We start from the raw sequence: 25,650 nt of genomic DNA, 5'->3' as shown, positions 1-25,650 counted from the left end.
CGGCTGCCTTAGTCTCCCCAGGTCACAGCTTAGTTGTTGCGGATGTACTCATCCATTTCAGTTTTCAGGTTATCGGATTTAGTACCGAAGATTGCCTGAACACCAGAACCTGCAACAACGACGCCCGCTGCGCCCAGTTTTTTCAGACCCGGCTGGTCTACTTTCGCAACGTCGGCAACGCTCACACGCAGACGAGTGATACACGCGTCCAGGTTAGTGATGTTCTCTTTACCGCCGAAAGCAGCTACCAGAGCAGGCGCCATTTCGCTGGTCGCACCGGCTTTGCTGTCTTCCGTTGCATCTTCACGACCCGGCGTTTTCAGGTCCAGTGCTTTGATCAGCACGCGGAAGACGGTGTAGTACACCACTGCGTAGCCTGCACCCACGATTGGGAACAGCCACAGCTTGCTGCTGTTACCGGACAGAACGATGAAGTCGATCAGACCGTGAGAGAAGGACGTACCGTCACGCATACCCAGCAGGATACAGATTGGGAATGCCAGACCTGCCAGTACCGCGTGGATGATGTACAGGATCGGCGCAACGAACATGAAGGAGAACTCGATCGGCTCGGTGATACCGGTCAGGAACGAGGTCAGCGCTGCGGAGATCATGATACCGCCCACTTTTGCACGGTTCTCTGGTTTAGCAGAGTGCCAAATCGCAATTGCGGCAGCTGGCAGACCGTACATTTTGAACAGGAAGCCACCAGACAGTTTACCTGCCGTTGGGTCACCCGCCATGTAGCGTGGGATGTCGCCGTGGAATACCTGGCCTGCTGCGTTGGTGTATTCACCAATCTGCATCTGGAATGGAACGTTCCAGATGTGATGCAGACCAAATGGTACCAGGCAGCGCTCAATGAAGCCGTAGATACCGAACGCCACAACCGGGTTCTGGTAAGCCGCCCACTGAGAGAAGGTCTGGATTGCCGTACCGATTGGTGGCCAGATGAAGGACAGGACAACACCGGTGAAAATCGCGGCCAGACCAGAAATGATCGGCACAAAACGTTTACCCGCGAAGAAGCCCAGATACTCAGGCAGCTTGATGCGATAGAAGCGGTTAAACATGTACGCTGCAATCGCACCGGAGATGATACCACCGAGAACACCGGTGTCTGCCAGGTGCTTAGCGGCAATCTCTTCAGCAGGTAAATGCAGGACCAGCGGCGCAACCACAGCCATGGTTTTCACCATGATGCCGTAAGCAACAACGGACGCCAGAGCAGATACACCGTCGTTATTGGTGAAGCCCAGAGCAACACCGATAGCGAAGATCAGCGGCATGTTAGCAAAAACAGAACCGCCTGCTTCGGCCATCACGTGGGAAACTACGGCTGGCAGCCAGCTGAAGTTTGCAGAACCGACACCCAGCAGGATACCTGCGATAGGCAGTACGGATACTGGCAGCATCAGCGATTTACCGACCTTTTGCAGGTTAGCAAATGCATTCTTAAACATAATTGAGAGTGCTCCTGAGTATTTGTGCTTTTTTTACGTTTTCACGCATTGGCCCGGGGGGAGTACCGCGCCGTGGACAGGACATCTAAGCGCCCTTTATTTATTACACAGAGTAAAATAATTCCCTCTGAGTTTGTTTGACGGCTATCACGTTTCAGTTCAAGACGGCCAAAAAACTTGCAGATATTTACATAAAGCATGTCTGGATGTGTCTAAAAACGCCATCACCGCCCCAAATGAGGCGGTGAACTTTACTCGTTTTACTTATTAATTACGAGCCTAAAAATAACAGGTGTATCAGACAGATTGCAGGCGGGCGGGGTCGATATGGAACAGGCTGGCGAAGTTTTTCGTTGTCACGCGAGCCAGTTCTTCGATACTGACACCTTTCAGAACGGCCATATACTCAGCGACATCCCGGGTCATCGCTGGCTGATTCTCTTTGCCGCGATGAGGCACCGGCGCCAGGTACGGGGAATCGGTTTCCACCAGAATACGATCCAGCGGAACATAGCGCGCCGCATCACGCAGTTGCTCAGCATTGCGGAACGTGACAATCCCCGAGAATGAAATATAAAAGCCTAAATCAAGCAGCTTACCCGCCGTTTCTCTGTCTTCTGTGAAACAGTGTAGTACGCCACCGCAATCCGTCACCTTTTCTTCCCGCAGGATCGCCAGCGTGTCGGCGCGCGCATCGCGGGTATGAACGATAACCGGCTTATTCAGCTCACGGCCAATACGGATGTGGTTGCGGAAGGATTCCTGCTGGCGAGGTTTTGTTTCGGGGGTGTAGAAATAGTCCAGACCGGTCTCGCCCATCGCCACTACGCCCTCTTCTGCGGCAAGACGGCGTAAATCCTCAACGTCGTAAGCTTCATCCTGATTCAGCGGATGCACGCCGCAGGAGAAGACGACATTATCGCGCTCGCCTACCAGTTCACGCATGGAGCGGTAACCCGGCAGCGTGGTCGCCACGGCCAGGCAAAATTTCACATCGCGCGCGGCGGCTTTCGCCAGCACGTCGTCCACATTTTTATGCAGGGATTGATAATCCAGGCCATCGAGATGGCAGTGTGAGTCGACTAAAAACATAATGTCTCTCTCAGAGGTGGGAAACCGGCGGTATGACACCCGGTTGCAGGTAGTGTTCGATACGCATTAACTGGTCGGTCAGTAAAAGCTCGCGATTGAGACCGGTTACCGTCAAAAGTTGTTCATGACTCTGGCAGATATCATGAAGGATAGCGTGCAGCGACTGCCCTGACAGGCGATTCGCAAGTGTGGTGACCAACGCCCACACGTCAGGGTTAGTCAGAAGCGTAGCCCCCTGCTGGATTTTGAGCGCATCCAGCAGCAGTGCGGCCAGCCAGTGCAGCCGTTCCGGAGCCTGATCGCTGTTCAGCGCTGGCAGCATGCTCAGCCAGTCATGGCTGTCGAGGGCTGATTCAACCGCACGACACAGCGTTTCACGCTGGGACCACACCTCCGGCTGCAATAAGGCCAGCGCAGCCGCAGGCGCACCGCTGCACAGGCGCAACGCCGAGCGCGCCGCGTCTTGTGACACCGTCACTTCTCGCTCAAGCCAGGCGAGCGACCAGGATTCCTGAGGGACAGCGAGGTGGTGAAGACGGCAGCGACTGCGCAGCGTCGCCAGCAAGCGTTCCGGCTCGCGGCAGGAGAGGAAAAACCAGGTGTTCTCTGGCGGCTCTTCCAGGGTTTTTAATAGGGCGTTGGCTGCGGCTTCCGTGAGCAGCGCGGCGTCTTTCAGCCACACCACTTTCGCCCCGCCCAGACGCGCATATTCGTACAGTTTCTCACTGACCTCACGCACCGCGTCGATACCGAGCGTATTTTTGCCTTTCTCGGGTTCGAGGGTGTAATAGTCAGGATGCGTGCCCGCCTGCATGAGCTGGCAACCCCGGCACTTACCGCAGCTTTTATGTCCTTCCGGCTGTTGGCACATCAGAAAGCGGGTGATGGCGTAAATCAACGCATCATCACCCATTCCCGGAAGCGCCTGGATCAGTAACGCATGATGCCCCCGACCAACCTGATAGCTGCCGATCAGCTGTTCAAAGTGTGGGCGCAACCATGGATACCATTTCATGCCTGCTGCTCCTGTAGCCACTGCGTAACAGTCTGCTGAATATCACGCGTAACGTCTTCAAGGGATTGCGTCGCATCGATGGTACGAATGGTCTTGTCCTGCCCGGCCAGCTCCAGATAACGCGCACGGGTGCGGTTAAAGAAATCAAAAGATTCCTGTTCAATGCGGTCCAGTTCGCCGCGGGCACGGGCGCGCTTCAGGCCCACCTCAGGGGTCACGTCCAGATACAGCGTCAGGTCAGGACGGAAATCGCCCAGAACCGCGTCGCGAAGCGTAGCCAGCATGGTCTGGTCGATACCCCGGCCACCGCCCTGATATGCCTGGGTTGAGAGATCGTGGCGATCGCCAATCACCCATTTCCCTTCTGCCAGAGCGGGTTTGATCACCGTCTCCACCAGCTGAACGCGCGCCGCATAGAACATCAGCACTTCCGCTTTGTCGGTAATAACTTCATCGCCAACGGATTTGATATCCAGAACCAGGCTGCGCAGTTTTTCCGCCAGCTGCGTACCGCCCGGCTCGCGGGTGAAGACCATATCGGCAACGCCAAGCGACGTAAGCGTATCCACCACCACGTTACGGGCAGTTGTTTTGCCCGCCCCTTCGAGTCCCTCAATGACAATGTATTTACTGCGCATTTTTTTCCTTAAGTGCCTTCAGATAGTCCTGAACGGAGCGATTGTGGCTGGCCAGGTTGGTATTGAACGTGTGCCCCCCTTTTCCGTCAGCCACAAAATAGAGATACGGCGTTTTGGCCGGGTGCGCGGCGGCCTTCAACGATGCTTCACTCGGCGTCGCAATCGGTCCAGGCGGCAGGCCGCTAATCACGTAGGTATTATACGCCGTTGGCGTCTCCAGATCTTTTCTGGAAATCCTGCCGTTGTAGTTTTCGCCCATGCCGTAGATGACGGTAGGATCGGTTTGCAAACGCATGCCGATGCGCAGACGGTTAATAAACACCGAGGCAACCTGGTCACGTTCGGCAGCAACGGCCGTCTCTTTCTCGATGATTGAGGCCATCGTCATGAACTGGTTTTGATCTTTATAAGGCAGGCCTTCTGCTCGCCCTTTCCAGGCAGCGTCTACCGCCGCGACCATTTTGTTGTGCGCGCGCTTCAGAATGGCCACATCCGTCGTGCCTGCCGTATACATCCACGTATCGGGCCAGAACCAGCCTTCCACCCACTCGGGATGTTCGAATTTTAAGGCGTCTGCCACGGTCTGGTAGCGGTCATCTTTCAGCGTATGCTTGATGTACGGCGCGTCACGCAGCTGCCTGAGGTAATCGCTCAGACGCATACCTTCCACGAAACGCAGCGGGAATTGGGCTTCTTTACCACTTTCCAGCAGTTGCAGCATTTCGCGCACGGTCATGTCAGGGGTAAAGCGATAGGTACCGGCCTTGAAATGGGACAGGTCCGGTTCAATACGCAGCAGCCACTGGAATACGCGTGGGCGATTGATAATTTTGTCGTCATACAGCTGCTGACCAAGCGCCTGCCGCCCGGTCCCCGCTTTCAGGGTAAAAATCGTCTCGTCTTTTATCAGGATCTGACTCTCCGCCAGCTGACGGACTTTCCACACTCCCGCTCCGCCAGCGATACCTAACGCAACGATCAGAAGGAGGACAAAGCGTAACATTTTCTTCATGACTACCTGGTTTGCTCACATAACGGGGCCAGTAACTGGAACAGCTCGCGGGATGACCAGCATTTGCGGCCATAAGCGCGAACGGGGACAACGGGCATCAGCGCATTGCAGATAACGACTTCATCGGCAGCCAACAGCGCCTCTTCCTTAGCGTTGACTTCGACAACGCGAAAGCCTGCGCGTGCCAGCTGGTGCATACAAAACTGCCGCATAATGCCGTTGACGCCGGCCTGCTCCAGCGAAGGCGTGAACACGTCACTGCCCTTCCGCCAGAGTAAATTAGCCGCACAGCATTCCGTAATGTACCCTTCGCTGTCAAGAACCAGCGCCTCCCCGGCCTCCGTCTGCTCAAGATGAGTACGAATTAGCACCTGTTCAAGGCGGTTGAGGTGTTTTATGCCAGCGAGCATCGGGTTTCTTCCCAGACGTACCGGACTTAGCGCCAGGGCTACGCCCTCTTCACGCCAGTGCGCATAATGGGAAGGATAATCTGAAACGGAAAGGATCCGCGTAGGATGCAGACAGGCAGAACCGCTATAGCCCCGGCCACCGCTCCCGCGGCTGATAATGACTTTCAGGACGCCGCTTGCTTTTTCTGACGCCAGCCGACGCATCTCACTTTCAAGAATGTCCCACTGCGAGAAGGGGATCAGTAATGTTTCGCAGGCTTTTTGTAAACGAAGGATATGGGCCCCGAGCAGGCACACGTCACCGTCGAGAATACGCGCAGTCGTGAAACAGCCATCGCCAAACTGGGTCGCCCTGTCGCTTGCCGGCAGCGTGTCTTGCTCAAGGCCATTAATCAAAAACATAGTGGCTCCTTATGCGTGGAGGCTCAGTCTGGCAGGATGTGAACAGCCGGACAAGGGGATTTCGCCTAATAAAAAAGGCCCGGCAAGCGGACCTTTTTTATCGTCAGCGACCAACCAGACTCAGACCTTTTTGAAGATCAGAGAACCGTTAGTCCCACCGAAGCCGAAGGAGTTACACAGGGTATACTCCATACCGCTAACCTGGCGCGCTTCGTGAGGAACGAAGTCCAGATCGCAACCTTCATCCGGGTTATCCAGGTTGATGGTTGGTGGTACAGCCTGATCGCGCAGCGCGAGAATAGAGTAGATTGACTCTACTGCCCCCGCAGCGCCCAGCAGGTGACCGGTCATGGATTTCGTGGAGCTCACCAGCACACGGCTGGCAGATTCGCCGAAGATAGACTTAACAGCCTGCGCTTCTGCTTTATCGCCCGCAGGGGTAGACGTCCCATGCGCGTTAACGTAGCCAATCTGTGCCGGCGTAATGCCCGCATCACGGATGGCGTTTTCCATCGCCAGCGCAGCACCTGCGCCATTCTCTGGAGGAGACGTCATGTGATAAGCATCGCTGCTCATGCCAAAGCCAACAACTTCAGCATAAATTTTCGCGCCACGTTTTTTCGCGTGTTCGTACTCTTCCAGTACGATCATGCCTGCACCGTCACCCAGCACGAAACCATCACGGTCTTTATCCCACGGACGGCTCGCCGCCTGAGGATTATCGTTTCGGGTAGAGAGCGCACGCGCTGCACCGAAACCACCGACGCCCAGTGGGGTACTGGCTTTTTCAGCGCCGCCCGCAACCATAGCATCTGCATCGCCGTACGCAATGATACGCGCGGCCTGGCCGATGTTATGCACGCCAGACGTACAGGCTGTCGCGATTGAGATGCTTGGGCCACGCAGGCCGAACATAATGGTCAGGTGACCTGCCACCATGTTGACAATCGTAGACGGAACGAAGAACGGGCTGATTTTACGCGGGCCGCCATTCATCAGAGATGTATGGTTTTCTTCAATCAGACCAAGACCGCCAATCCCGGAGCCGATAGCGGCGCCGATACGGGTCGCGTTCTCTTCCGTAATCTCAAGGCCAGAATCCTGCATGGCCTGAACGCCAGCGACAATTCCATATTGAATGAAGGCATCCATCTTGCGCTGTTCTTTGCGCGAGATGATCTCTTCACAGTTAAAATCCTTTACTAAGCCAGCAAATTTCGTTGCATAGGCGCTAGTATCGAAATGGTCGATTAGGCTGATGCCGCTCTGACCGGCAAGGAGAGCTTTCCAGGTGGACTCTACGGTATTGCCGACAGGAGACAACATGCCAAGTCCGGTCACAACTACACGACGCTTAGACACGCTTGTCCTCCAGGGAGGGATAAAAAAAGAGATTCGTGGGACAACAAAAGATAAAACTCAGGCGGTCGAATGACCGCCTGGAGATGTTCACTTACGCCTGGTGACCGTTGATGTAATCAATGGCAGCCTGAACGGTGGTGATTTTCTCAGCTTCTTCGTCCGGAATCTCAGTATCAAACTCTTCTTCCAGAGCCATTACCAGCTCAACGGTGTCAAGAGAATCTGCGCCCAGGTCTTCAACAAAGGAAGCGGAGTTCACAACTTCTTCCTGCTTAACGCCCAGCTGTTCGCCGATAATTTTCTTAACGCGTTCTTCGATAGTGCTCATACTCTTAAATTTCCTATCAAAACTCGCTTTCGCGATGGTTTTCGTAGTGTATAAAATGTTGAAAAATTTGCAACTAAATCCCGGCAGGTCTTACCACGATTTTACGTTATTTTGAGGCCATTTGCCCAAATAACGCAAATATTTTCGATCGTGATTAAACCATGTACATCCCGCCGTTGACGTGGAGGGTTTCACCAGTGATGTAACCCGCTTCGTCAGAGGCTAAAAATGCAACCGCGCTGGCGATTTCTTTAGGGTCGCCAAGACGACCCGCTGGAACTGCCGCCAGCGTACCCGCACGCTGCTCATCAGTTAGCGCACGCGTCATGTCCGTTTCAATAAAGCCCGGAGCAACAACGTTTACAGTAATTCCGCGGGACGCGACTTCACGCGCCAGCGACTTACTGAAACCGATCAGACCTGCTTTCGCCGCAGCGTAGTTAGCCTGACCAGCATTTCCCATGGTACCAACCACAGAACCTACAGTGATAATACGACCATGACGCTTTTTCATCATAGCGCGCATTACCGCTTTTGACAGACGGAATACAGATGACAGGTTGGTTTCGATAATATCGTTCCACTCGTCGTCTTTCATTCGCATCAGCAGGTTGTCGCGAGTGATCCCGGCATTATTGACCAGAATATCCACTTCGCCAAACTCTGCGCGAATATTTTCCAGAACAGATTCGATAGATGCTGGTTCAGTCACATTCAGTACCAGACCTTTACCGTTCGCACCCAGATAGTCGCTGATGGCCTGTGCGCCATTCTCGCTGGTCGCAGTCCCGATCACCGTTGCGCCGCGCGCAACCAGTGTTTCAGCAATAGCGCGCCCAATACCGCGGCTTGCGCCGGTCACCAGGGCAATTTTTCCTTCAAAACTCATGGTATTCCTCTTTTATTGCGAGAGTGCCGCTTTCATGGCTTCCGGCTCGTTAATCGCCGAGGCAGTCAGGGTATCTACAATACGTTTTGTCAGACCGGTAAGTACTTTACCTGGACCGACTTCATACAGATGTTCCACGCCCTGAGACGCCATAAATTCAACAGTTTTAGTCCACTGAACCGGGCTGTAGAGCTGGCGAACCAGCGCGTTACGGATAGCCTCCGGCGCGGTTTCGCACTTCACATCGACGTTATTCACAACGGAAATCGTCGGTGCGTTAAAGGTCATTTTTTCCAGCTCAACCGCGAGCTTATCGGCTGCGGGCTTCATCAGCGCGCAGTGAGACGGCACGCTCACCGGCAGGGGCAGTGCACGTTTTGCGCCCGCAGCTTTACAGGCAGCGCCTGCACGCTCAACCGCTTCTTTATGACCCGCGATTACCACCTGGCCTGGCGAGTTAAAGTTTACCGGAGAAACGACCTGACCTTCAGCAGATTCTTCACAGGCTTTAGCGATAGAAGCATCATCCAGACCGATGATGGCAGACATGCCGCCCGTGCCTTCTGGCACCGCTTCCTGCATGAATTTACCACGCAATTCAACCAGGCGTACCGCGTCAGCGAAGGCAATCACGCCAGCGCAGACCAGCGCAGAGTATTCACCGAGGCTATGACCCGCCATCAGCGTCGGCGCTTTGCCGTCCTGCTGCTGCCATACGCGCCACAATGCGACGGATGCCGCCAGCAGTGCCGGTTGAGTCTGCCAGGTTTTGTTCAGTTCTTCAGCGGGGCCCTGTTGGGTCAGCGCCCACAGATCATAACCCAGCGCGTCAGAAGCTTCACGGAAAGTCTCTTCAATAACCGGATAGTTTGCTGCCATTTCAGACAACATCCCAACAGTTTGCGAGCCCTGTCCCGGGAACACAAAAGCAAATTGCGTCATTTTTTAATCCTTATCCTAGAAACGAACCAGCGCGGAACCCCAGGTGAACCCGCCACCAAAGGCTTCAAGCAAGACCAGTTGGCCCCGTTTAATTCGTCCATCGCGTACCGCTTCGTCAAATGCGCACGGTACCGATGCCGCAGAGGTGTTGCCGTGGCGATCGAGCGTCACCACAACGTTATCCATAGACATGCCCAACTTCTTCGCCGTCGCGCTGATAATACGCAGGTTAGCCTGATGCGGTACCAGCCAGTCGAGTGCGGCGCGGTCCAGATTGTTCGCTTCCAGCGTCTCATCAACGATGTGAGCCAGTTCAGTCACGGCCACTTTAAACACTTCGTTACCTGCCATTGTCAGGTAAATTGAACTGTCCGGATTAACGCGATCGGCGTTAGGCAGCGTTAACAGCTCGCCGTAGCGGCCATCGGCATGCAGGTGCGTGGAGATGATGCCCGGCTCTTCGGACTGCCCCAGCAGCACCGCGCCCGCGCCATCGCCAAAAATAATGATCGTGCCGCGATCGGTTGGATCGCAGGTACGCGCCAGCACGTCAGCGCCGATCACCAGCGCATATTTTACGGCGCCCGATTTTACATACTGATCGGCGATGCTCAGTGCATAGGTGAAACCCGCGCATGCTGCTGCAACATCAAATGCCGGGCAGCCTTTGATGCCGAGCATGTTCTGCACCTGGCACGCTGCGCTTGGGAAGGCATGCGTGGCAGAGGTGGTCGCCACCACAATAAGCCCGATCTGTTCTTTATCAATGCCAGCCATCTCAAGCGCTCGCTGAGCGGCTTCGTAGCCCATGGTGGACACAGTTTCGTCTGGCGCGGCGATACGACGTTCACGGATACCTGTGCGCGTGACAATCCACTCGTCAGACGTATCTACCATTTTTTCAAGATCGGCGTTGGTACGCACTTGTTTTGGCAGGTAGCTGCCGGTACCTAAAATCTTCGTATACATGTACGCTCAGTCACTTTTAGCTAATACAGATCCCAGGCGAGCGGCAATCCTCTGAGGGACTTGACGCTGCACCGCCTGCACTGCCTGTTCAATCGCGACGGTAAATGCTCGCTGATTGGCGGCGCCATGACTCTTAATCACGATGCCGCGCAATCCTAACAGACAGGCGCCATTATACTGGTCGGGGTTGAGGTGACTGAATCGCCGCGTCAGGCTTTTTTGTAACCAACGCTTTAATATAATCAGCCACCAGGACCTTTTTTTACCGTCTCCCTGCGATTTCAGCAGAGAAAGGAACATTCGTACGACCCCTTCCATGGTCTTCAACGTCACGTTTCCGGTGAAGCCATCACACACTAATACATCCGTTTTGCCCGTCAGCAACTCATTGGCTTCGAGATAACCAATATAGTTGATGGAGGGGACCTGTTTGAGTATTTCCGCAGCGTCGCGGATACTGTCCAGACCTTTGGTCTCTTCTTCACCAATATTCAATAACGCAACGCGGGGATTGTTAATCCCGAGCACGTCTTCTGCCAGCACCGACCCCATAACGGCAAACTGAGCCAGCATTGTACTATCACAATCCACGTTAGCGCCCAGATCCAGCACCACCGTTTTGCCCTTCTGCTGATGCGGTAACACCGTCACCAGCGCCGGACGCTCAATGCCCTCAATCGGCTTGAGCAATAATTTCGACAGCCCCATCAGCGCGCCAGTATTTCCCGCGCTGACGCAAGCCTGTGCTCGCCCTTCTTTCACCAGCTCCAGCGCCATTCGCATAGAGCTGCCGCGGCTATTACGAATAGCCTGCGATGGCCGGGCATCACTGGCAATAACTGACTGCGCAGGAATAATCTGCAGACGCGAACGTTGTTCAAAGTCAGCTTTTGCAAGTAATGGCGTGATTGTGTCGGGATTACCGACTAAAAGAAGTGTGAGTTGCGAATTAGAATTCAGTGCCTGCAATGCTGCAGGCACTGTCACGGTAGGGCCAAAATCTCCCCCCATGACATCTAACGCCAGGGTTAGACGTGTCAAGGTATCGTCGCAGCCTGGTTCGGTAAACTCCCCGTTTGCACGGGGAAGTTCCTCACTAAGCCTAATCACGCTGACGCGTGATTACTTAGTGATAACCTTGCGGCCGCGGTAGAAACCGTCAGCGGTGATGTGGTGACGCAGGTGTTTCTCACCAGAAGTCTTGTCTACAGACAGGCTGGTAACTGCGGTCAGCGCGTCATGGGAACGACGCATGCCACGTTTGGAACGGGTTGGTTTATTCTGTTGTACGGCCATGGACCTTACTCCTCAATTACTTACGCTTTAAGCTGGCTAATACGGCAAATGGGTTTGGTTTTTGCGCTTCATCAGGCAGTTCCCCAAAGACCATGTCCGCCTCGGACACTTCACAGTGTTCAGAATCATGCACCGGAACGACTGGCAGGGAGAGGATGACTTCATCTTCAACCAACGCCAGAAGATCGATTTCACCGAATTCGTTAACCTCAATCGGCTCATACGCTTCCGGGAGTGCTTCAGCCTGTTCGTCAGAACGAACCGGACTAAAACAATACGTTGTGTGAACATGCTGTACAAACGGTTTCCCGCAACGCTGACATTCGAGCGTTACCGTCACCTTTGCATCACCGGTTAACACGGCGAGACGCTGGTTGTCGATAGCGAACGACATGGAGCATTCTACATCACTGTCCACACTGACTACAGATTCGGCAATACGCTCAGCCTGATCGGAAGAATAGATTCCTTCGTAATCGAGGCGTTTTTGAGCCGTACGAACCGGATCAAGAGTCAGGGGTAATTTTACCTTTTGCATAGGGCGCGCATATTAACTTTGTAACGTCATAGAGTCAAAGAAAAAGGCAACCAGAGCTGCCTTTTGCCAATTATTCGCACACATTGCGGCCTGTAGTTTAAAATGGCTGGCATCGATACGCTATATCTGGTGATAAAAATATGCCAAATCTCGTCCTTGCTTCCACTTCACCTTATCGCCGAATGCTGCTGGAAAAGCTCGGGATCCCGTTTGAATGCGCTGCGCCGGAGGTGGATGAAACGCCACAGCCGGGCGAGTCACCGCGTCATCTGGTGACCCGTCTCGCGAAAGAGAAAGCACAGTCGCTGGCCGTACGTTACCCCGCTCATCTGATTATAGGCTCCGATCAGGTTTGTGTGCTGGACGGCGAAATCACCGGCAAACCGTATACGGAAGAAATAGCCTGCCAGCAGCTTTTGCGTGCGCGAGGCAGTATCGTGACCTTTTATACCGGCCTGGCGCTTTATAATTCGGCTTCCGGTCATCTGCAAACCGAGTGCGAGCCGTTTGATGTGCACTTCCGTCATCTTAGCGAACAGGAGATTATGGATTATGTGCGTCGGGAACGTCCGCTGAACTGTGCAGGGAGCTTTAAAAGTGAAGGACTAGGGATTGCGTTGTTCGACAAGCTCGATGGCCGCGATTCCAATACGCTGGTGGGGTTGCCGCTGATTGCGCTGTGCCAGATGTTAAGGCGAGAAGAGTGTAATCCGCTGACGATGTGACCGTTGCGGCCTGATGCCCCCACCCCGGCCCTCTCCCTGTGGGAGAGGGAGAAAAACATGTAGGCCGGGTAAGCGCAGCGCCACCCGGCACAAAATCAGCCGCGCAGAACTTTCAGACAGCGTTTGAGCTGCTCATCCAGCGGCGCTTCAATACGGATAACTTCACCGGTATTAGGATGGGTGAACTTAAGCGCTGCCGCATGCAGGAACAGACGCGATAGCCCCGTCCCCGCCAGCTGCTTATCAAATTCGCGATCGCCATAGCGGTCATCAAACGCAATCGGATGGCCCGCAAACTGGGTATGGACGCGAATCTGGTGAGTACGCCCCGTCACCGGACTACAGCGCACAAGCGTGGCGAATTCGTAGCGCTCTTCAACTTTAAAGCGCGTCTCAGACGGTTTCCCTTCCTGATTAACACGAACAATGCGCTCGCCGCTTTGCAGAATATTTTTCAGCAGCGGCGCCTGCACCACTTTAACGTGGGACTGCCACTGGCCGCGCACCAGCGCCAGATAATCTTTCTGCATCCCTTTTTCGCGCAGCTGTTCATGCAGTGAACGCAGCGCAGAACGTTTTTTCGCCACCAGCAGCACGCCAGAGGTATCACGGTCAAGACGGTGAACCAGTTCGAGGAAACGCGCTTCCGGGCGCAGCGCGCGTAACCCTTCAATCACGCCGAAGCTCAGGCCGCTCCCCCCGTGTACCGCCGTTCCGGACGGTTTATTCAGCACCAGAATGTGGTCGTCCTCATAAAGGATAACGTCGCTCAGGGCCGCGACTTTTTGCAGCTTCGGAGAAACGACCTCTTCTTCACGCTCTGCAACACGTACCGGTGGAATGCGGACTTCATCGCCCACCTCGAGCTTATACTCTGGCTTCACGCGTTTTTTGTTCACCCGCACCTCGCCCTTACGCAAGATGCGATAAATCATGCTTTTTGGCACACCCTTCAACTGGGTGCGCAAAAAATTATCGATACGTTGCCCCGCCTCGTCGTCGGCGATGGCAACCATTTTTACGGCTGGAGTCTCTGTTTTCATGGTTGGCGATTCTAAATAGCGTCAGGCATTAGCGCCACTCATTTTTCTATGCTTATATTTACTTTTATCCGGACCGCTCCCCTTTCGCGCAATCGATTTGGTGGTTATTAAACCAATCACCCCGTTGAAGTGAAGAAACTGTGAGTAACCGGGTGATAATTGGTAAAAGTCATCTTGCTATAACCCGGCGAGCAGTGGAATAATGAATCCGTTTTCCGCGTTAAATCCGGGTTTTGTAAGGATGTCGACGGAATGACCAATTTTGTCTGACCGATCATCCACGCAGCAATGGCGTAAGACGTATTGATCTTTCAGGCAGTTAGCGGGCTGCGGGTTGCAGTACTTCCCGGTATAAGGATTGTTCTCTGGAGAGTTTTCCCAGGCAATTCCCCTGATAATTGCGCTGTGTTTCCGTATGAAACACAGGCAACCGACACTCTGCGCCTCTTAAGCGAGCGACAACCGTGAGGTTGGCGACGTGAATAGACACGAGGCCATCGGTTCATACCCCGGAAAGCGTCACCTTGCCCGCAGCTTTGTCGTCAATGTAAGAATAACGAGTAAGTTACGATGAAAAGAATGTTAATCAACGCAACTCAGCAAGAAGAGTTGCGTGTCGCCCTTGTGGATGGGCAGCGCCTGTACGATCTGGATATCGAAAGTCCTGGACACGAACAGAAAAAAGCGAACATTTACAAAGGCAAAATCACCCGCATTGAACCAAGCCTTGAAGCTGCATTTGTCGATTACGGTGCTGAGCGTCACGGTTTCCTTCCTCTCAAAGAAATCGCCCGCGAATATTTTCCTGCAAACTACAACTCCCATGGCCGTCCGAACATTAAAGATGTTCTGCGTGAAGGTCAGGAAGTTATCGTCCAGATCGATAAAGAAGAGCGTGGCAACAAAGGTGCCGCACTGACCACCTTTATCAGTCTGGCAGGAAGCTATCTGGTGTTGATGCCAAACAACCCGCGTGCGGGTGGCATCTCTCGCCGTATCGAAGGTGATGACCGTACAGAGCTGAAAGAAGCGCTGGCAAGTCTTGAGCTGCCAGACGGCATGGGCCTTATCGTGCGCACCGCAGGCGTCGGCAAATCTGCCGAAGCATTGCAGTGGGACCTGAGCTTCCGTCTGAAGCACTGGGAAGCCATCAAGAAAGCGGCTGAAAGCCGTCCTGCTCCGTTCCTGATCCACCAGGAAAGCAACGTCATTGTGCGTGCCTTCCGTGATTATCTGCGTCAGGACATCGGTGAAATTCTGATTGATAACCCGAAAGTGCTTGAGCTGGCTCGCCAGCACATCGCCGCGCTGGGTCGCCCGGATTTCACCAGCAAAATTAAACTGTACACCGGTGAAATCCCGCTGTTCAGCCACTATCAGATTGAATCCCAGATCGAGTCTGCCTTCCAGCGTGAAGTGCGTCTGCCGTCCGGCGGTTCTATCGTTATCGATACCACCGAAGCGCTGACCGCTATCGACATCAACTCCGCGCGTGCAACCCGCGGCGGCGACATCGAAGAGACCGCCTTCAACACCAACCTAGAAGCCGCTGATGAAATCGCCCGCCAGCTCCGCCTGCGCGACCTGGGTGGTCTGATTGTTATCGACTTCATCGACATGACCCCGGTTCGCCACCAGCGTGCGGTTGAAAACCGTCTGCGTGAAGCGGTGCGCCAGGATCGCGCGCGTATCCAGATTAGCCATATCTCGCGCTTCGGCCTGCTGGAAATGTCCCGTCAGCGTCTGAGCCCGTCACTCGGCGAGTCCAGCCATCACGTCTGCCCGCGCTGTTCCGGGACAGGTACCGTGCGTGACAATGAATCGCTCTCCCTCTCTATTCTGCGTCTGATTGAAGAAGAAGCGCTGAAAGAGAACACCAAAGAGGTTCACGCCATTGTTCCGGTGCCGATTGCCTCCTACTTGCTGAACGAAAAACGTGCAGCGGTGAGCGCAATCGAAGCGCGTCAGGGCGGCGTTCGCTGCATCATCGTGCCAAACGACGAGATGCAAACCCCGCACTATCACGTGCTGCGCGTGCGTAAAGGTGAAGAGACAAGCACCCTCAGCTACCTGCTGCCGAAGCTTCATGAAGAAGAAATGGCGCTGCCATCGGATGAAGAGCCTGCCGAGCGTAAACTGCCTGAGCAGCCTGCATTAGCAACCTTCATCATGCCGGAAGCCCCGCCGGAAGCGACGCTGGAAAAACCAGCGGCAAAACCTGCCGTGCAAAAGGCGGCCCCTGCCGCGGCAAAAGCGCAGCCTGAGCAGCCGGGTCTCCTGAGCCGCATCTTCGGCGCGCTGAAAAAAATGTTTGCTGGCGAAGAAGTTCAGCCTGAGCAGCCGAAAGAAGCGCCAAAAGAAGCGAAACCAGAGCGTCAGCAGGACCGTCGTAAGCGTCAGAACAATCGTCGCGATCGTAATGACCGCAACGACCGTAGCGATCGTAACGAGCGCCGTGATAATCGTTCCGAGAACAACGAAGGTCGTGAACAACGCGAGGACAACCGTCGCAACCGTCGCGAGAAGCAACAGCAGAACGTTGAAGATCGTGAGATTCGCCAGCAGGCGGGCGATGAGTCCGAGAAGAGCAAACAGCGTGACGAGCAGCAACCTCGCCGCGAGCGTAACCGTCGTCGTAACGACGAGAAACGCCAGGCCCAGCAGGAAGTCAAAAACCTGAACCGCGAAGCGCCTGTTGAACAGCAGGACACGGAGCAGGAAGAGCGTACTCAGGTTATGCCGCGTCGTAAGCAGCGTCAGTTGACCCAGAAAGTGCGTGTGGGTGCTGTTCAGGCGGAAGAAAACGACGTTATCGCGGTTGAAGCAGCAGAAAGCACAACGGGTACACAGGTTGCGAAAGTTGACCTGCCAGCCGTAGTAGAAAATCAGGTTGAGCAGGACGAAAGCAGCGAAAACCGTGACAACGCAGGTATGCCGCGTCGCTCCCGTCGTTCTCCGCGTCATCTGCGCGTGAGCGGTCAGCGTCGTCGTCGTTACCGTGACGAGCGTTACCCAACTCAGTCGCCAATGCCATTGACCGTGGCGTGCGCGTCACCTGAGATGGCATCCGGTAAAGTCTGGATCCGTTATCCGGTTGCTCGCCCGGAACAGGCTGTTGAAGAACAGACTGTGACCGAAGAGGTGATTGCACCGATAGCAGCGGTGGAAGACGTCGTGACTGAAGCGGCAACCGTGGTTGAACCGCAGGTTGTTGACACGGCGGCACCGCAGGCTGTGGAAGTGGAAACGACCCATCCTGAAGTCATTGCTGCGCCGGTTGATGCCGCTCCGCAGATCATTGCCGAAGAAGATACCGTGGTAGCTGAAGAAGTCGCGGAAGACGCTCAGCCAGTCTCCGCAGCAGAAGAGCCCGCAGACGTTACCGTCGAAACGGTGACTGAAGAGGTTGTTCAGGACGTCGAGATTCAGGTTGAACCTGTTGTCGAAGAGGTCAAAGCGCCTGAAGTGAAATCAGAGCCGATTGAGGTCGTTGCAGCTGTAGCGCCTGCTCACGTTGCTACCGCGCCGATGACTCGCGCCCCGGCACCTGAGTATGTGCCTGAAGCGCCACGCCATAGCGACTGGGTTCGTCCGGCATTCAACTTCGAAGGCAAAGGTGCTGCCGGTGGTCACAGTGCAACGCACATGGCTACTGCGCCAGCTACTCGTCCTCAGCCTGTTGAATAACGCACGCTAATACTGAAAGCCGACCTTCGGGTCGGCTTTTTTATGGCTGTTGCAGGGGCTTTCTCATTCCGGTGACCTCCGGCATTATCTGCCGCATCAGCTCCAGAAAACGCCGCAAGCGCGCCGGATAATAACGAGACCAGGGGTAAACCAGATGTACCGGTAGCGCTGCCGGCTGCCACTCTGGCAGTAGATGCACCAGTCGTCCTTCCTGAATATCATCCTGTACTGTCCAGCTGGATACCACCGCAACGCCTAGCCCGGTGAGTGCCGTATTGCGCGCCACATACAGGCTGTCGGTACTCAGGCGTGGCGTAATGGTAACCCGCGTCGGGGCAGATGATGCATCGTGGAAAAGCTCCACATGGCGTTGATAAAAAGAGCTGATGGCAATCCAGGGAAGCTGTTGCAAATCTTCCGGCGTTTTAACCGCGGGATAACGGGCCAGTAATTCCGGTGAAGCCACCACCGAGCGCGGCACTTCAGCCAGCAGCACGGACACGGTTGCCGGATCGACTTCCACACCCACCCGAATAGCACAGTCAAGGTTGTCGCCGAGGAAATCAACCGAGCGATCGTTGAGCATCCACTCTACAGAAAGCTGGGGATAGCGCTGCAAAAATTCGGTTAACGGTTTCAGAAGCTGATCCTGGCCAAACGCGTGCGGGGCGCGCACCCTCAGCACCCCAACCGGTTCATCTTCCGTCTGCCCTACCTCGTCTTCCAGCGCCAGCCAGCTGTCAATCACCCGTCGGGCATGCTGATAGCAGCGTTCGCCGTCATCGGTCAGCCGGGTCGTATGGGTTGTGCGCAGCATCAGGCGTACTCCCAGCATGGTCTCAAGCGACTGCAACCGTCGGCTCACCGTGGCCTGGGTTGTTGCCAGCTGACGTGCTGCCGCAGAAAGAGACCCCGCCTCCACAATGCGAACAAACGTTCGCATCAGTTCTACCCGATCTATACGCTCAGGCCTTTTCATACCATTTCTATCCATACGCTACACGTATAAGCGTTTTACCACCGCGCCCGCTACCGTCGCAAGGCGTACTGATAAAAAATAGCCGCACACGACGAATGAGGAACATCTTATGAACACAACTACCACCCGGGCCGTAAGCCGCTGGGTAATCTTAATGCTGGCGCTCGGTGCGGGCTTTAGCGTGGCATCCATCTATTATGCCCAGCCTCTGCTGCCGCTGATGGGCTCAGACCTGAACCTGAGCATCGAAGGCATGGGCATGGTCCCGACGCTTACCCAGGCGGGTTATGCCTTAGGTATCCTGTTTCTGCTCCCGCTCGGCGATCGTCATGATCGCAGAACGCTGATCCTGATAAAAAGTGCGGCTCTGGCGCTGTTCCTGCTGGGTTGTAGCCTGACCGGACAACTGCACTCCCTGCTGCTCACCAGCCTGCTGATTGGCATGGCCGCCACCATGGCGCAGGATATTGTCCCGGCCGCAGCGATCCTCGCGCCGGAAGGCAAACAGGGAAAAACGGTCGGCACGGTGATGACCGGCCTGCTGCTGGGGATTTTGCTCTCCAGAACCGTGAGCGGCGTGGTGGGTGAAGCCTTTGGCTGGCGGGTGATGTATCAGCTGGCCGCCGCAAGTATTGCCTTTGTCGGCGTGGTCATGTGGGCCGTGCTTCCCCGCTTCGCCGTTCACTCCACGCTGAGCTACCCGGCGCTGATGCGCTCCATGGAACACCTCTGGCGCCGCTACCCGGCGCTGCGTCGGGCCGCGCTGGCCCAGGGGTTTCTGTCGATTGCCTTTAGCGCATTCTGGTCAACGCTGGCGGTCATGCTGCTGGAACGGTATCACCTTGGCAGCGCTGTGGCGGGTGGACTTGGTATTGCCGGAGCCGCTGGCGCGCTGGCCGCACCGCTGGCAGGTGGTCTGGCAGATAAGCTGGGCGCCGGTAAAGTCACCCAACTGGGTGCCGCGCTGGTGACCCTCTCGTTTGCCCTGATGTTCCTGATGCCGGCACTGGGTATACACGGTCAATTGATCCTGATTGCCCTCTCCGCGGTCGGTTTCGATCTCGGCTTGCAGTCCAGCCTCGTGGCCCACCAGAATCTGGTCTACAGCCTTGAGCCGCAGGCCCGCGGACGCCTGAACGCCCTGCTGTTTACCGTCATTTTCATCGGAATGGCGCTGGGTTCGGCATTAGGCAGCAATATCTACACGCTGGCAGGCTGGTCTGGCGTGGTGGCTCTGGCAACCCTGTGTGGTGCCATTGCGCTGGCTATCAGAGTGATTGAAAGCGCCCGGGTGCTGTCCGCACAGGCAGAAAGTGTTTAAAAAAAAATGCCCAACCCGGACGGGTTGGGCAGTCAAAACATGCCCAGTTTCAAGACATGTTAAACAGGTCAGAGTCTTATCTGTTCATCTGGAACAAAGACATACCCTGCATATCGCTAAAGGCTTTATACGAGGCCTGCAACGCCGCCTGCTGCATGGTGTAGGACGAAATCACCGAGTTCCAGTCCACGTCAACCAGGTTACTCATCTGCTGGGTCTGACCCAGCGCGCGGTCTTCACCCAGAGCGTCCAGCTTGCCCAGCTCATCCAGCTTGATGCCGAGGTCGGCGCGCACGGTCAGCACGTTGTTGAGGGAGTTGCTCAGGCCACGGTTGGCTTTATCAATAGCCGCCGTAAACGCCTCGGCTTTCGTTTCATCCTCCCCAATCGGCGTATTCAGCGCTTCAATTGCGGAGTCGAGGATCTTGAACAAATTCGTTTCCGGTTTACTACCATCTGGCTCTGGCTTCGCATTGCTGGTGAAGCTATCGAAAACTTCAGTGCCCGTATGGCTGATTTGCATCGTGCGCGCGGAGTCAACCTGCTGGCTGATTGGCGTTCCGCCGCCCTTATAATCACCCGTAGTCTGGTCGAAAGCCGCCGCTTCGGTCTTGTAACCGGAAAAAATATAGCGGCCGTTACCGTCCGTGCTGTTAGCCAGGTTCATGAGCTGATCGCGAATACCTTGCAGGTTCGTGGCCAGCGAAGCGCGGTCATCGTCACTTAACGTACCGTTGCCCGCATTGACAATCTTTTCCTGAGCAGCCTGGATAGCGGTTGTCACTTGCGATAACACGTTCTCTTCCAGCGAGACTTTCGTCGTAGCGAAGGAGCGCGCCAGCGCATACTGACTGTTTTGCGTTTGAGCCTGAGAGAGCACAACGGCCTGCGAGGCGGCAATCGGATCGTCAGATGGACGGTTGATGCGCTTCCCCGTAGACATCTGCTCGCCGTAGCTGAGCCAGAGACTTTGTGAGTTCGTCACGCCGCGCATGCTTTGCTCATACATCATTTGAGTACTAATACGCATTTTTTATGCCTCAGCCTTAGCGGATATTGATCAATGCATCAAACAGCGTGCTCGCCGTTTGCAGCACCTGCGCATTCGCCAGATAGTACTGCTGATAGCGTTGCAGGTTGCCATACTCTTCATCCAGGTTAACCCCGGAGATTGACTGCTGTTGTTTGGTCAGCTGCGTCACCACGTTAACTTTGGTTTCGCTGCTGGTTTTCAGCGACGCCGTGGTGCTGCCCACCGTACTGACCAGCGCGGCATAAGCATCGTTAAAGGTTTTGTTCCCCCCCACCAGCTTAGCGCTCTGCAAATCCAGCAGCTTCTGGCCATTGGTATTGTCACTTTCGCCGCTTCCTTGCGCGGAGGCCATCGCCAGTTTGGATTCGTCGCTGATCGCAACGTCCATATTCACAATGACGTCATTCACCGGTTTGACGATGAAACTGTCTTTATTATTGGCTGAGCCGCTAATCTTAACGTTAAGACCATCAAACGAAAGATTACCGCTGGCGTCAGGCTTGGCCGTGAAGCTGGTGTTGTCCGACAGACGCGTGATTGTCCAGTCAGTACCGTTATACTCAACTTTGTAATTTGTCGCCTGGACCTTGGTACTGTCCGTCATCGTTGCCGTAACGGACGCGCTTCCGGTGTTTTTGCCGTTACTCAGCACTGCCGGGGAGCCAAAATCAAACAGCTTGCCGCCTTTATCTCCGTTGGCGTCAAAGCCCGCCTGGTGCTGGGTATTCATGGCATCCGCAAACGCCAGCGCCATCTGGTTGAGGGTGTTTCGCGCCTGATCCAGATCCTGAGAACGGAACGTTAACAGCCCTCCAAGCGACCCCGTGGTGATCTGTTTTTCTGAGATCTCCACGTTGCCTGCTGCGGCATCCACATACGCAATCGTTGTACGCGCTGGGTCCGCACTGGATTTCACCGCCGCCAGCTGACTTGCGTTGCTGCCCTGTACCAGGGTGTAACCGTTGGCGATAGAGATGTTATACGTGCCGCTGTCCTGTACGGTAACGTCCACACCGACAATCTTGTTCAGTTCACTCACCAGCTGATCGCGCTGATCGAGCAGTTCGTTCGGGGATGCGCCCGCCCCTACGCCAGTCAGCCGGGAGATCTGATCGTTAAGGTTAGCAATCTGCTTCGCATAGTTATTGATCTGATCGACGCTGGTAGAAATCGCCGTATTGACCTGCGCATCCTGATCGCGGAGATATTGATCGTTGGTTTTAAACTGGTTTACCAGACCATCCGCCTTACCGAGCACCGTCTGGCGTGCAGCCGGATCTTCTGCGTTACTCACCAGCGTTTGCAGGCTTTTAAAGAAATCCTGGAGGTTGGCAGAAAGCGAGTTCGTGGTATCCGACAGCACGTCGTCAATTTTTGACATCTGCTGGTAGCGCGTGGTCAGCCCACTGCTCTGGTTCTGCGCCGCACGCAGCTGGTTGGTGATAAACGCATCATATTCACGCTGAACGCCGGAGACATAGACCCCGTTACCCACCCAGCCACCACCGGTCAGGGTGCTGTTTGATGCCCCCAGAATGGTGGTCTGGCGGGTATAACCTGCCACGTTGTAGCTTGAAATATTATTACTGACGGTATTGAGTGCCGACTGCGCAGCACTGAGGCCACTCATGGCGCTGTTAATCAAACTGGACATGGGGGTTCCTTTTATACGTTCAGACACGAGTCCTGATGAAGGTTATCGGCAACCTCCTCCGGGACTTGAGAACTTTCAGAACAGATTTTCGAGATCTGTGCTATACGCTTTACTGACCTTCTCAGACATGGATTTCAGCTGCTGGATCATGCTGGTCAGCTTGCGTGCATAGTTTGGATCGGTCGCGTAGCCGGCATTCTGTAATGCCTGAGCGCCCTGCTCTGGCGTGGCGGCCTGGGTCACCGCAGTGTAGCGCGGGTTCCGGCTCAGCAGCCCGACATAATCCGACAACGCTTCCAGATACGAGCTGTAGACGCGGAATTTGGCTTTCACCTTCACTGCCGCACCGTTTTCATATTCGGTGGTGGTGATTTCCGTGGTCGGCCCTTTCCAGCTGGAGGTGGCCTTCACGCCAAAGATGTTGAAGCTCGGCTCGCCGTTCTCCCTGCGGATCTGACGTTGCCCCCAGCCCGACTCCAGCGCCGCCTGCGCCAGAATCAGATGGTGCGGCACGCCGCTCTCTTCACTGGCAAGACGCGCCGGCAGGGAGAGCTGCGCCAGGAAGTCTTTGCTGTCGCCGGAGAGCGGCTCGTCACGCGTTTCTGCCGGCTTCGGCATCGCCTTACGCACCATCTGCGTTAGCGCCTGATTTTGATAACTGGTCACCTTTTCCAGATCAAACTTCAGCGGCACCTGCGGCGGGGCCTCTTCAGGCGGGAGTCCCTGAGCGGCTGCGGTCTGCTTCACGATCATGTCCGCCAGGCCGAGCCCCTTTCCGGCGGTCATTTGCTGGGCAATCTGCTGATCGTACATGCTGGTGTAAAGCCGCGTGGAATCACTGCTGAACATGCCGTCTTTCGGCAGAGTTTCACGCATGCTTTTCAACATCATCTGCACGAACATGCCTTCCACCTGACGGGCAACCGGGCGGATATTCGCCGCCGGATCCTTGCCCGCTTTGGTTTTCAGCTCGTTGAGCGACTGGGCATCCCAGGCGGCACTGGTCAACAGTTTGCTATCGGTCAGCATTTAGATGATTTCCAGTTTAGCGCGCAGGCAGCCTGCACTTTGCATGGATTGCAGAATGGACATCAGATCCATTGGCGTTGCACCCAGCGCATTCAAGGCACGCACCACGCTGTTCAGGTTGGCGCTGGAGCGCACGCTCTGCAACGAACCGCCGCTCTGTCGTAAATCAATCTGCGTTTGCGGGGTCACTACCGTCTGACCGCCACCAAACGGGGTATCCGGCTGGCTGACGTTGGCCGAGCGGTTAACCGTGACGGAGAGATTGCCCTGCGCCACGGCGCAGCTGTCCAGCGTCACTTCGCGGTTCATCACCACCGAGCCGGTACGGGAGTTGATAATGACTTTCGCATCCTGAACCGGCACGTTCACTTCCATATTCTGGATATCGGCCAGCATCCGCACCTGGTTGCTGCTGCCGGTTGACGTGCGGATCTGCACGGTGCGGGCATCCAGCGCGGTGGCGCTGCCGTAGCCCCGGCTGCGGTTGATGGTGTCAGCGATCTGCTGCGCCATCGTAAAGTCTTCGTTATTCAGTTGCAGGTTAATGGTGTTGCCGGTGCCGAACTGGGTCGGCAGCTCACGTTCGATGATCGCGCCGTTGGTAATACGTCCCCCGTTCAGCTGGTTCACCTGCACGCTGCTGCCGCCCGCCGACGCGCCTGCTCCGCCAACCAGAATGTTGCCCTGCGCCAGAGCATACACCTGGCTGTCAACGCCTTTCAGCGGCGTCATCAGCAACGTACCGCCACGCAGGCTTTTGGCATTACCCATCGACGAGACAACCACGTCGATGGTTTGCCCCTGACGCGCAAAGGCCGGATAAGACGCGGTCACCATCACGGCCGCCACGTTTTTCAGCTGCATGTTGGTCCCGGCCGGTACGGTAATACCGAGCTGCGAGAGCATGTTGTTCAGGCTCTGGGTGGTGAACGGCGTCTGGGTCGTCTGGTCACCCGTCCCATCCAGCCCCACCACCAGGCCATAGCCAATCAGGGAGTTTTCGCGCACGCCCTGCACGCTGGTGAGATCGCGTATGCGATCGGCCAGCGCAACGGTAGCGACCAACGACAGCGCCACGGCGAAGAGAAATTTATACATAGGTCACCTCGCTTACATCGGCGATAGGTTAAGGAAGAAGCGTTGCAGCCAGCCCATATTTTGCGCTTCGTTGATGTAGCCGTTGCCGACGTACTCAATGCGCGCATCCGCCACCTGGGTGGACGGTACGGTGTTGGTGCCGCTGATAGTGCGAGGGTTAACCACACCGGAGAAACGAATGAATTCCGTACCCTGGTTAATGGCGATCTGTTTTTCGCCCACCACGTGCAGGTTGCCGTTCACCAGAACCTGGTCAACCGTTACCGTCAGCGTTCCGCTGAAGGTATTGCTGGCGTTCGCGCCACCTTTACCGTTAAAGGTGTTGCCGCCGGAGGCTTCCACATCCGCACGGGCGTTGCCGAACAGCCCTTGCAGATAGCGCGGTACGGTGTCGAAGCCAAAATTGGTTTTGCCGTCGCGGCTGGCGTTCGCCGACGAGCTCTTGCTCGCGCTGACGTTTTCCTGCAACACAATGGTCAGCGTATCGCCGACGTTACGCGGACGACGGTCTTCAAACAGCGGCTGATAACCGTAGTTAATCGGCTGCGCGGTCTGGAAAATAGAACCGTTCACCACCGGCGCGGGGCCGGGAACGGGTTGGGCGGTAGTCGCACCCTGTACCAATGGTTTAGACGGGATCCAGGCACACCCGCTGAGGGTGACGGCCAGAACAGTCAGGATCGGATAACGAAACGCCGCGTTTTTTTGCATTGCCTTCATCTTCG

General features: G+C 55.4%; 24 protein-coding genes. 3 read left to right on the top strand and 21 right to left on the bottom strand.

What is annotated here, in order from left to right; all coding sequences use genetic code 11:
- Nucleotides 1-29: 29 nt before the first annotated feature.
- The 14 genes from ptsG to yceD form a co-directional block, all read right to left on the bottom strand.
- On the bottom strand, nucleotides 30-1,463 hold the full coding sequence (gene ptsG / locus SK47_RS07700) for a PTS glucose transporter subunit IIBC (protein ID WP_003857942.1): 1,434 nt from the start codon (nucleotides 1,461-1,463) through the stop codon (nucleotides 30-32).
- A 297-nt stretch (nucleotides 1,464-1,760) separates the two neighbouring features.
- On the bottom strand, nucleotides 1,761-2,555 hold the full coding sequence (locus SK47_RS07695) for a metal-dependent hydrolase (RefSeq protein ID WP_003857943.1): 795 nt from the start codon (nucleotides 2,553-2,555) through the stop codon (nucleotides 1,761-1,763).
- Between the two features lie 10 nt (nucleotides 2,556-2,565).
- Complete coding sequence (holB, locus tag SK47_RS07690; RefSeq protein WP_045350106.1) at nucleotides 2,566-3,570, bottom strand: DNA polymerase III subunit delta'; 1,005 nt, start codon at nucleotides 3,568-3,570, stop codon at nucleotides 2,566-2,568.
- Nucleotides 3,567-4,208 (bottom strand): dTMP kinase, encoded by a 642-nt coding sequence (tmk, locus tag SK47_RS07685; RefSeq protein ID WP_003857946.1) that lies wholly within the window; start codon nucleotides 4,206-4,208, stop codon nucleotides 3,567-3,569. Before tmk ends, holB begins: the two co-directional genes overlap by 4 nt.
- Nucleotides 4,198-5,220, bottom strand: coding sequence for a cell division protein YceG (gene yceG, locus SK47_RS07680; protein ID WP_023315814.1), 1,023 nt, complete (start codon nucleotides 5,218-5,220; stop codon nucleotides 4,198-4,200). Before yceG ends, tmk begins: the two co-directional genes overlap by 11 nt.
- Before the next feature lie 2 nt (nucleotides 5,221-5,222).
- Entirely contained in the window at nucleotides 5,223-6,032 is an 810-nt protein-coding gene (gene pabC, locus SK47_RS07675; RefSeq protein ID WP_023315813.1) for an aminodeoxychorismate lyase, read from the bottom strand.
- A 120-nt stretch (nucleotides 6,033-6,152) separates the two neighbouring features.
- Nucleotides 6,153-7,394, bottom strand: coding sequence for a beta-ketoacyl-ACP synthase II (fabF, locus tag SK47_RS07670; protein ID WP_003857950.1), 1,242 nt, complete (start codon nucleotides 7,392-7,394; stop codon nucleotides 6,153-6,155).
- A gap of 91 nt (nucleotides 7,395-7,485) precedes the next feature.
- Entirely contained in the window at nucleotides 7,486-7,722 is a 237-nt protein-coding gene (acpP, locus tag SK47_RS07665) for an acyl carrier protein (RefSeq protein WP_003857954.1), read from the bottom strand.
- 154 nt (nucleotides 7,723-7,876) lie between these two features.
- Nucleotides 7,877-8,611: a 3-oxoacyl-ACP reductase FabG gene (gene fabG, locus SK47_RS07660; protein WP_003857956.1), complete on the bottom strand. Its 735-nt coding sequence runs from the start codon at nucleotides 8,609-8,611 to the stop codon at nucleotides 7,877-7,879.
- 12 nt (nucleotides 8,612-8,623) lie between these two features.
- Entirely contained in the window at nucleotides 8,624-9,553 is a 930-nt protein-coding gene (gene fabD / locus SK47_RS07655; RefSeq protein WP_023324453.1) for an ACP S-malonyltransferase, read from the bottom strand.
- 15 nt (nucleotides 9,554-9,568) lie between these two features.
- A complete protein-coding gene (locus SK47_RS07650) occupies nucleotides 9,569-10,522 on the bottom strand; it encodes a beta-ketoacyl-ACP synthase III (protein ID WP_003857960.1) in 954 nt (317 codons plus the stop codon).
- Nucleotides 10,523-10,528: 6 nt separating this feature from the next.
- A complete protein-coding gene (plsX, locus tag SK47_RS07645; RefSeq protein ID WP_003857962.1) occupies nucleotides 10,529-11,563 on the bottom strand; it encodes a phosphate acyltransferase PlsX in 1,035 nt (344 codons plus the stop codon).
- Nucleotides 11,564-11,644: 81 nt separating this feature from the next.
- Entirely contained in the window at nucleotides 11,645-11,818 is a 174-nt protein-coding gene (rpmF, locus tag SK47_RS07640; RefSeq protein WP_003857964.1) for a 50S ribosomal protein L32, read from the bottom strand.
- Nucleotides 11,819-11,834: 16 nt separating this feature from the next.
- Nucleotides 11,835-12,356 (bottom strand): 23S rRNA accumulation protein YceD, encoded by a 522-nt coding sequence (gene yceD, locus SK47_RS07635; protein ID WP_003857966.1) that lies wholly within the window; start codon nucleotides 12,354-12,356, stop codon nucleotides 11,835-11,837.
- A 140-nt stretch (nucleotides 12,357-12,496) separates the two neighbouring features.
- Here yceD and SK47_RS07630 point away from each other — a divergent pair, with 140 nt between their 5' ends.
- A complete protein-coding gene (locus SK47_RS07630) occupies nucleotides 12,497-13,081 on the top strand; it encodes a Maf family protein (RefSeq protein WP_003857968.1) in 585 nt (194 codons plus the stop codon).
- 95 nt (nucleotides 13,082-13,176) lie between these two features.
- Here the strand turns inward: SK47_RS07630 and rluC are convergent, their stop codons facing one another.
- A complete protein-coding gene (gene rluC / locus SK47_RS07625; protein WP_045342796.1) occupies nucleotides 13,177-14,124 on the bottom strand; it encodes a 23S rRNA pseudouridine(955/2504/2580) synthase RluC in 948 nt (315 codons plus the stop codon).
- Between the two features lie 570 nt (nucleotides 14,125-14,694).
- Here rluC and rne point away from each other — a divergent pair.
- Nucleotides 14,695-17,811, top strand: a complete 3,117-nt coding sequence (rne, locus tag SK47_RS07620; protein ID WP_048243766.1) for a ribonuclease E — start codon at nucleotides 14,695-14,697, stop codon at nucleotides 17,809-17,811.
- 40 nt (nucleotides 17,812-17,851) lie between these two features.
- On the opposite strand, the gene SK47_RS07615 is transcribed toward rne, so the two are convergent.
- Entirely contained in the window at nucleotides 17,852-18,790 is a 939-nt protein-coding gene (locus SK47_RS07615) for a LysR family transcriptional regulator (protein WP_086598422.1), read from the bottom strand.
- 109 nt (nucleotides 18,791-18,899) lie between these two features.
- On the opposite strand from SK47_RS07615, the gene SK47_RS07610 reads away from it, so the two are divergent.
- Entirely contained in the window at nucleotides 18,900-20,111 is a 1,212-nt protein-coding gene (locus SK47_RS07610) for an MFS transporter (protein ID WP_048243764.1), read from the top strand.
- 76 nt (nucleotides 20,112-20,187) lie between these two features.
- On the opposite strand, the gene flgL is transcribed toward SK47_RS07610, so the two are convergent.
- The 5 genes from flgL to flgH all read right to left on the bottom strand — a co-directional run bounded on the left by flgL (nucleotide 20,188) and on the right by flgH (nucleotide 25,636).
- Nucleotides 20,188-21,141 carry a flagellar hook-associated protein FlgL gene (flgL, locus tag SK47_RS07605; RefSeq protein WP_003857977.1) on the bottom strand — a complete coding sequence of 318 codons (954 nt, stop codon included), beginning with the start codon at nucleotides 21,139-21,141 and terminating at the stop codon, nucleotides 20,188-20,190.
- Between the two features lie 16 nt (nucleotides 21,142-21,157).
- Nucleotides 21,158-22,798, bottom strand: a complete 1,641-nt coding sequence (gene flgK / locus SK47_RS07600) for a flagellar hook-associated protein FlgK (RefSeq protein WP_003857979.1) — start codon at nucleotides 22,796-22,798, stop codon at nucleotides 21,158-21,160.
- A gap of 75 nt (nucleotides 22,799-22,873) precedes the next feature.
- Nucleotides 22,874-23,827 carry a flagellar assembly peptidoglycan hydrolase FlgJ gene (gene flgJ, locus SK47_RS07595; protein ID WP_017384732.1) on the bottom strand — a complete coding sequence of 318 codons (954 nt, stop codon included), beginning with the start codon at nucleotides 23,825-23,827 and terminating at the stop codon, nucleotides 22,874-22,876.
- Nucleotides 23,828-24,925, bottom strand: a complete 1,098-nt coding sequence (locus tag SK47_RS07590) for a flagellar basal body P-ring protein FlgI (RefSeq protein ID WP_048243761.1) — start codon at nucleotides 24,923-24,925, stop codon at nucleotides 23,828-23,830.
- Between the two features lie 12 nt (nucleotides 24,926-24,937).
- The gene (flgH, locus tag SK47_RS07585) at nucleotides 24,938-25,636 is read right to left on the bottom strand and encodes a flagellar basal body L-ring protein FlgH (protein ID WP_003857987.1); all 699 of its coding nucleotides are present in this window, start codon (nucleotides 25,634-25,636) and stop codon (nucleotides 24,938-24,940) included.
- Nucleotides 25,637-25,650: the final 14 nt, after the last annotated feature.

Source organism: Enterobacter sp. BWH52, assembly GCF_001037565.1.
GTDB lineage: Bacteria > Pseudomonadota > Gammaproteobacteria > Enterobacterales > Enterobacteriaceae > Enterobacter > Enterobacter hormaechei_C.
This window is presented reverse-complemented; position numbering and strand designations above follow the sequence as displayed.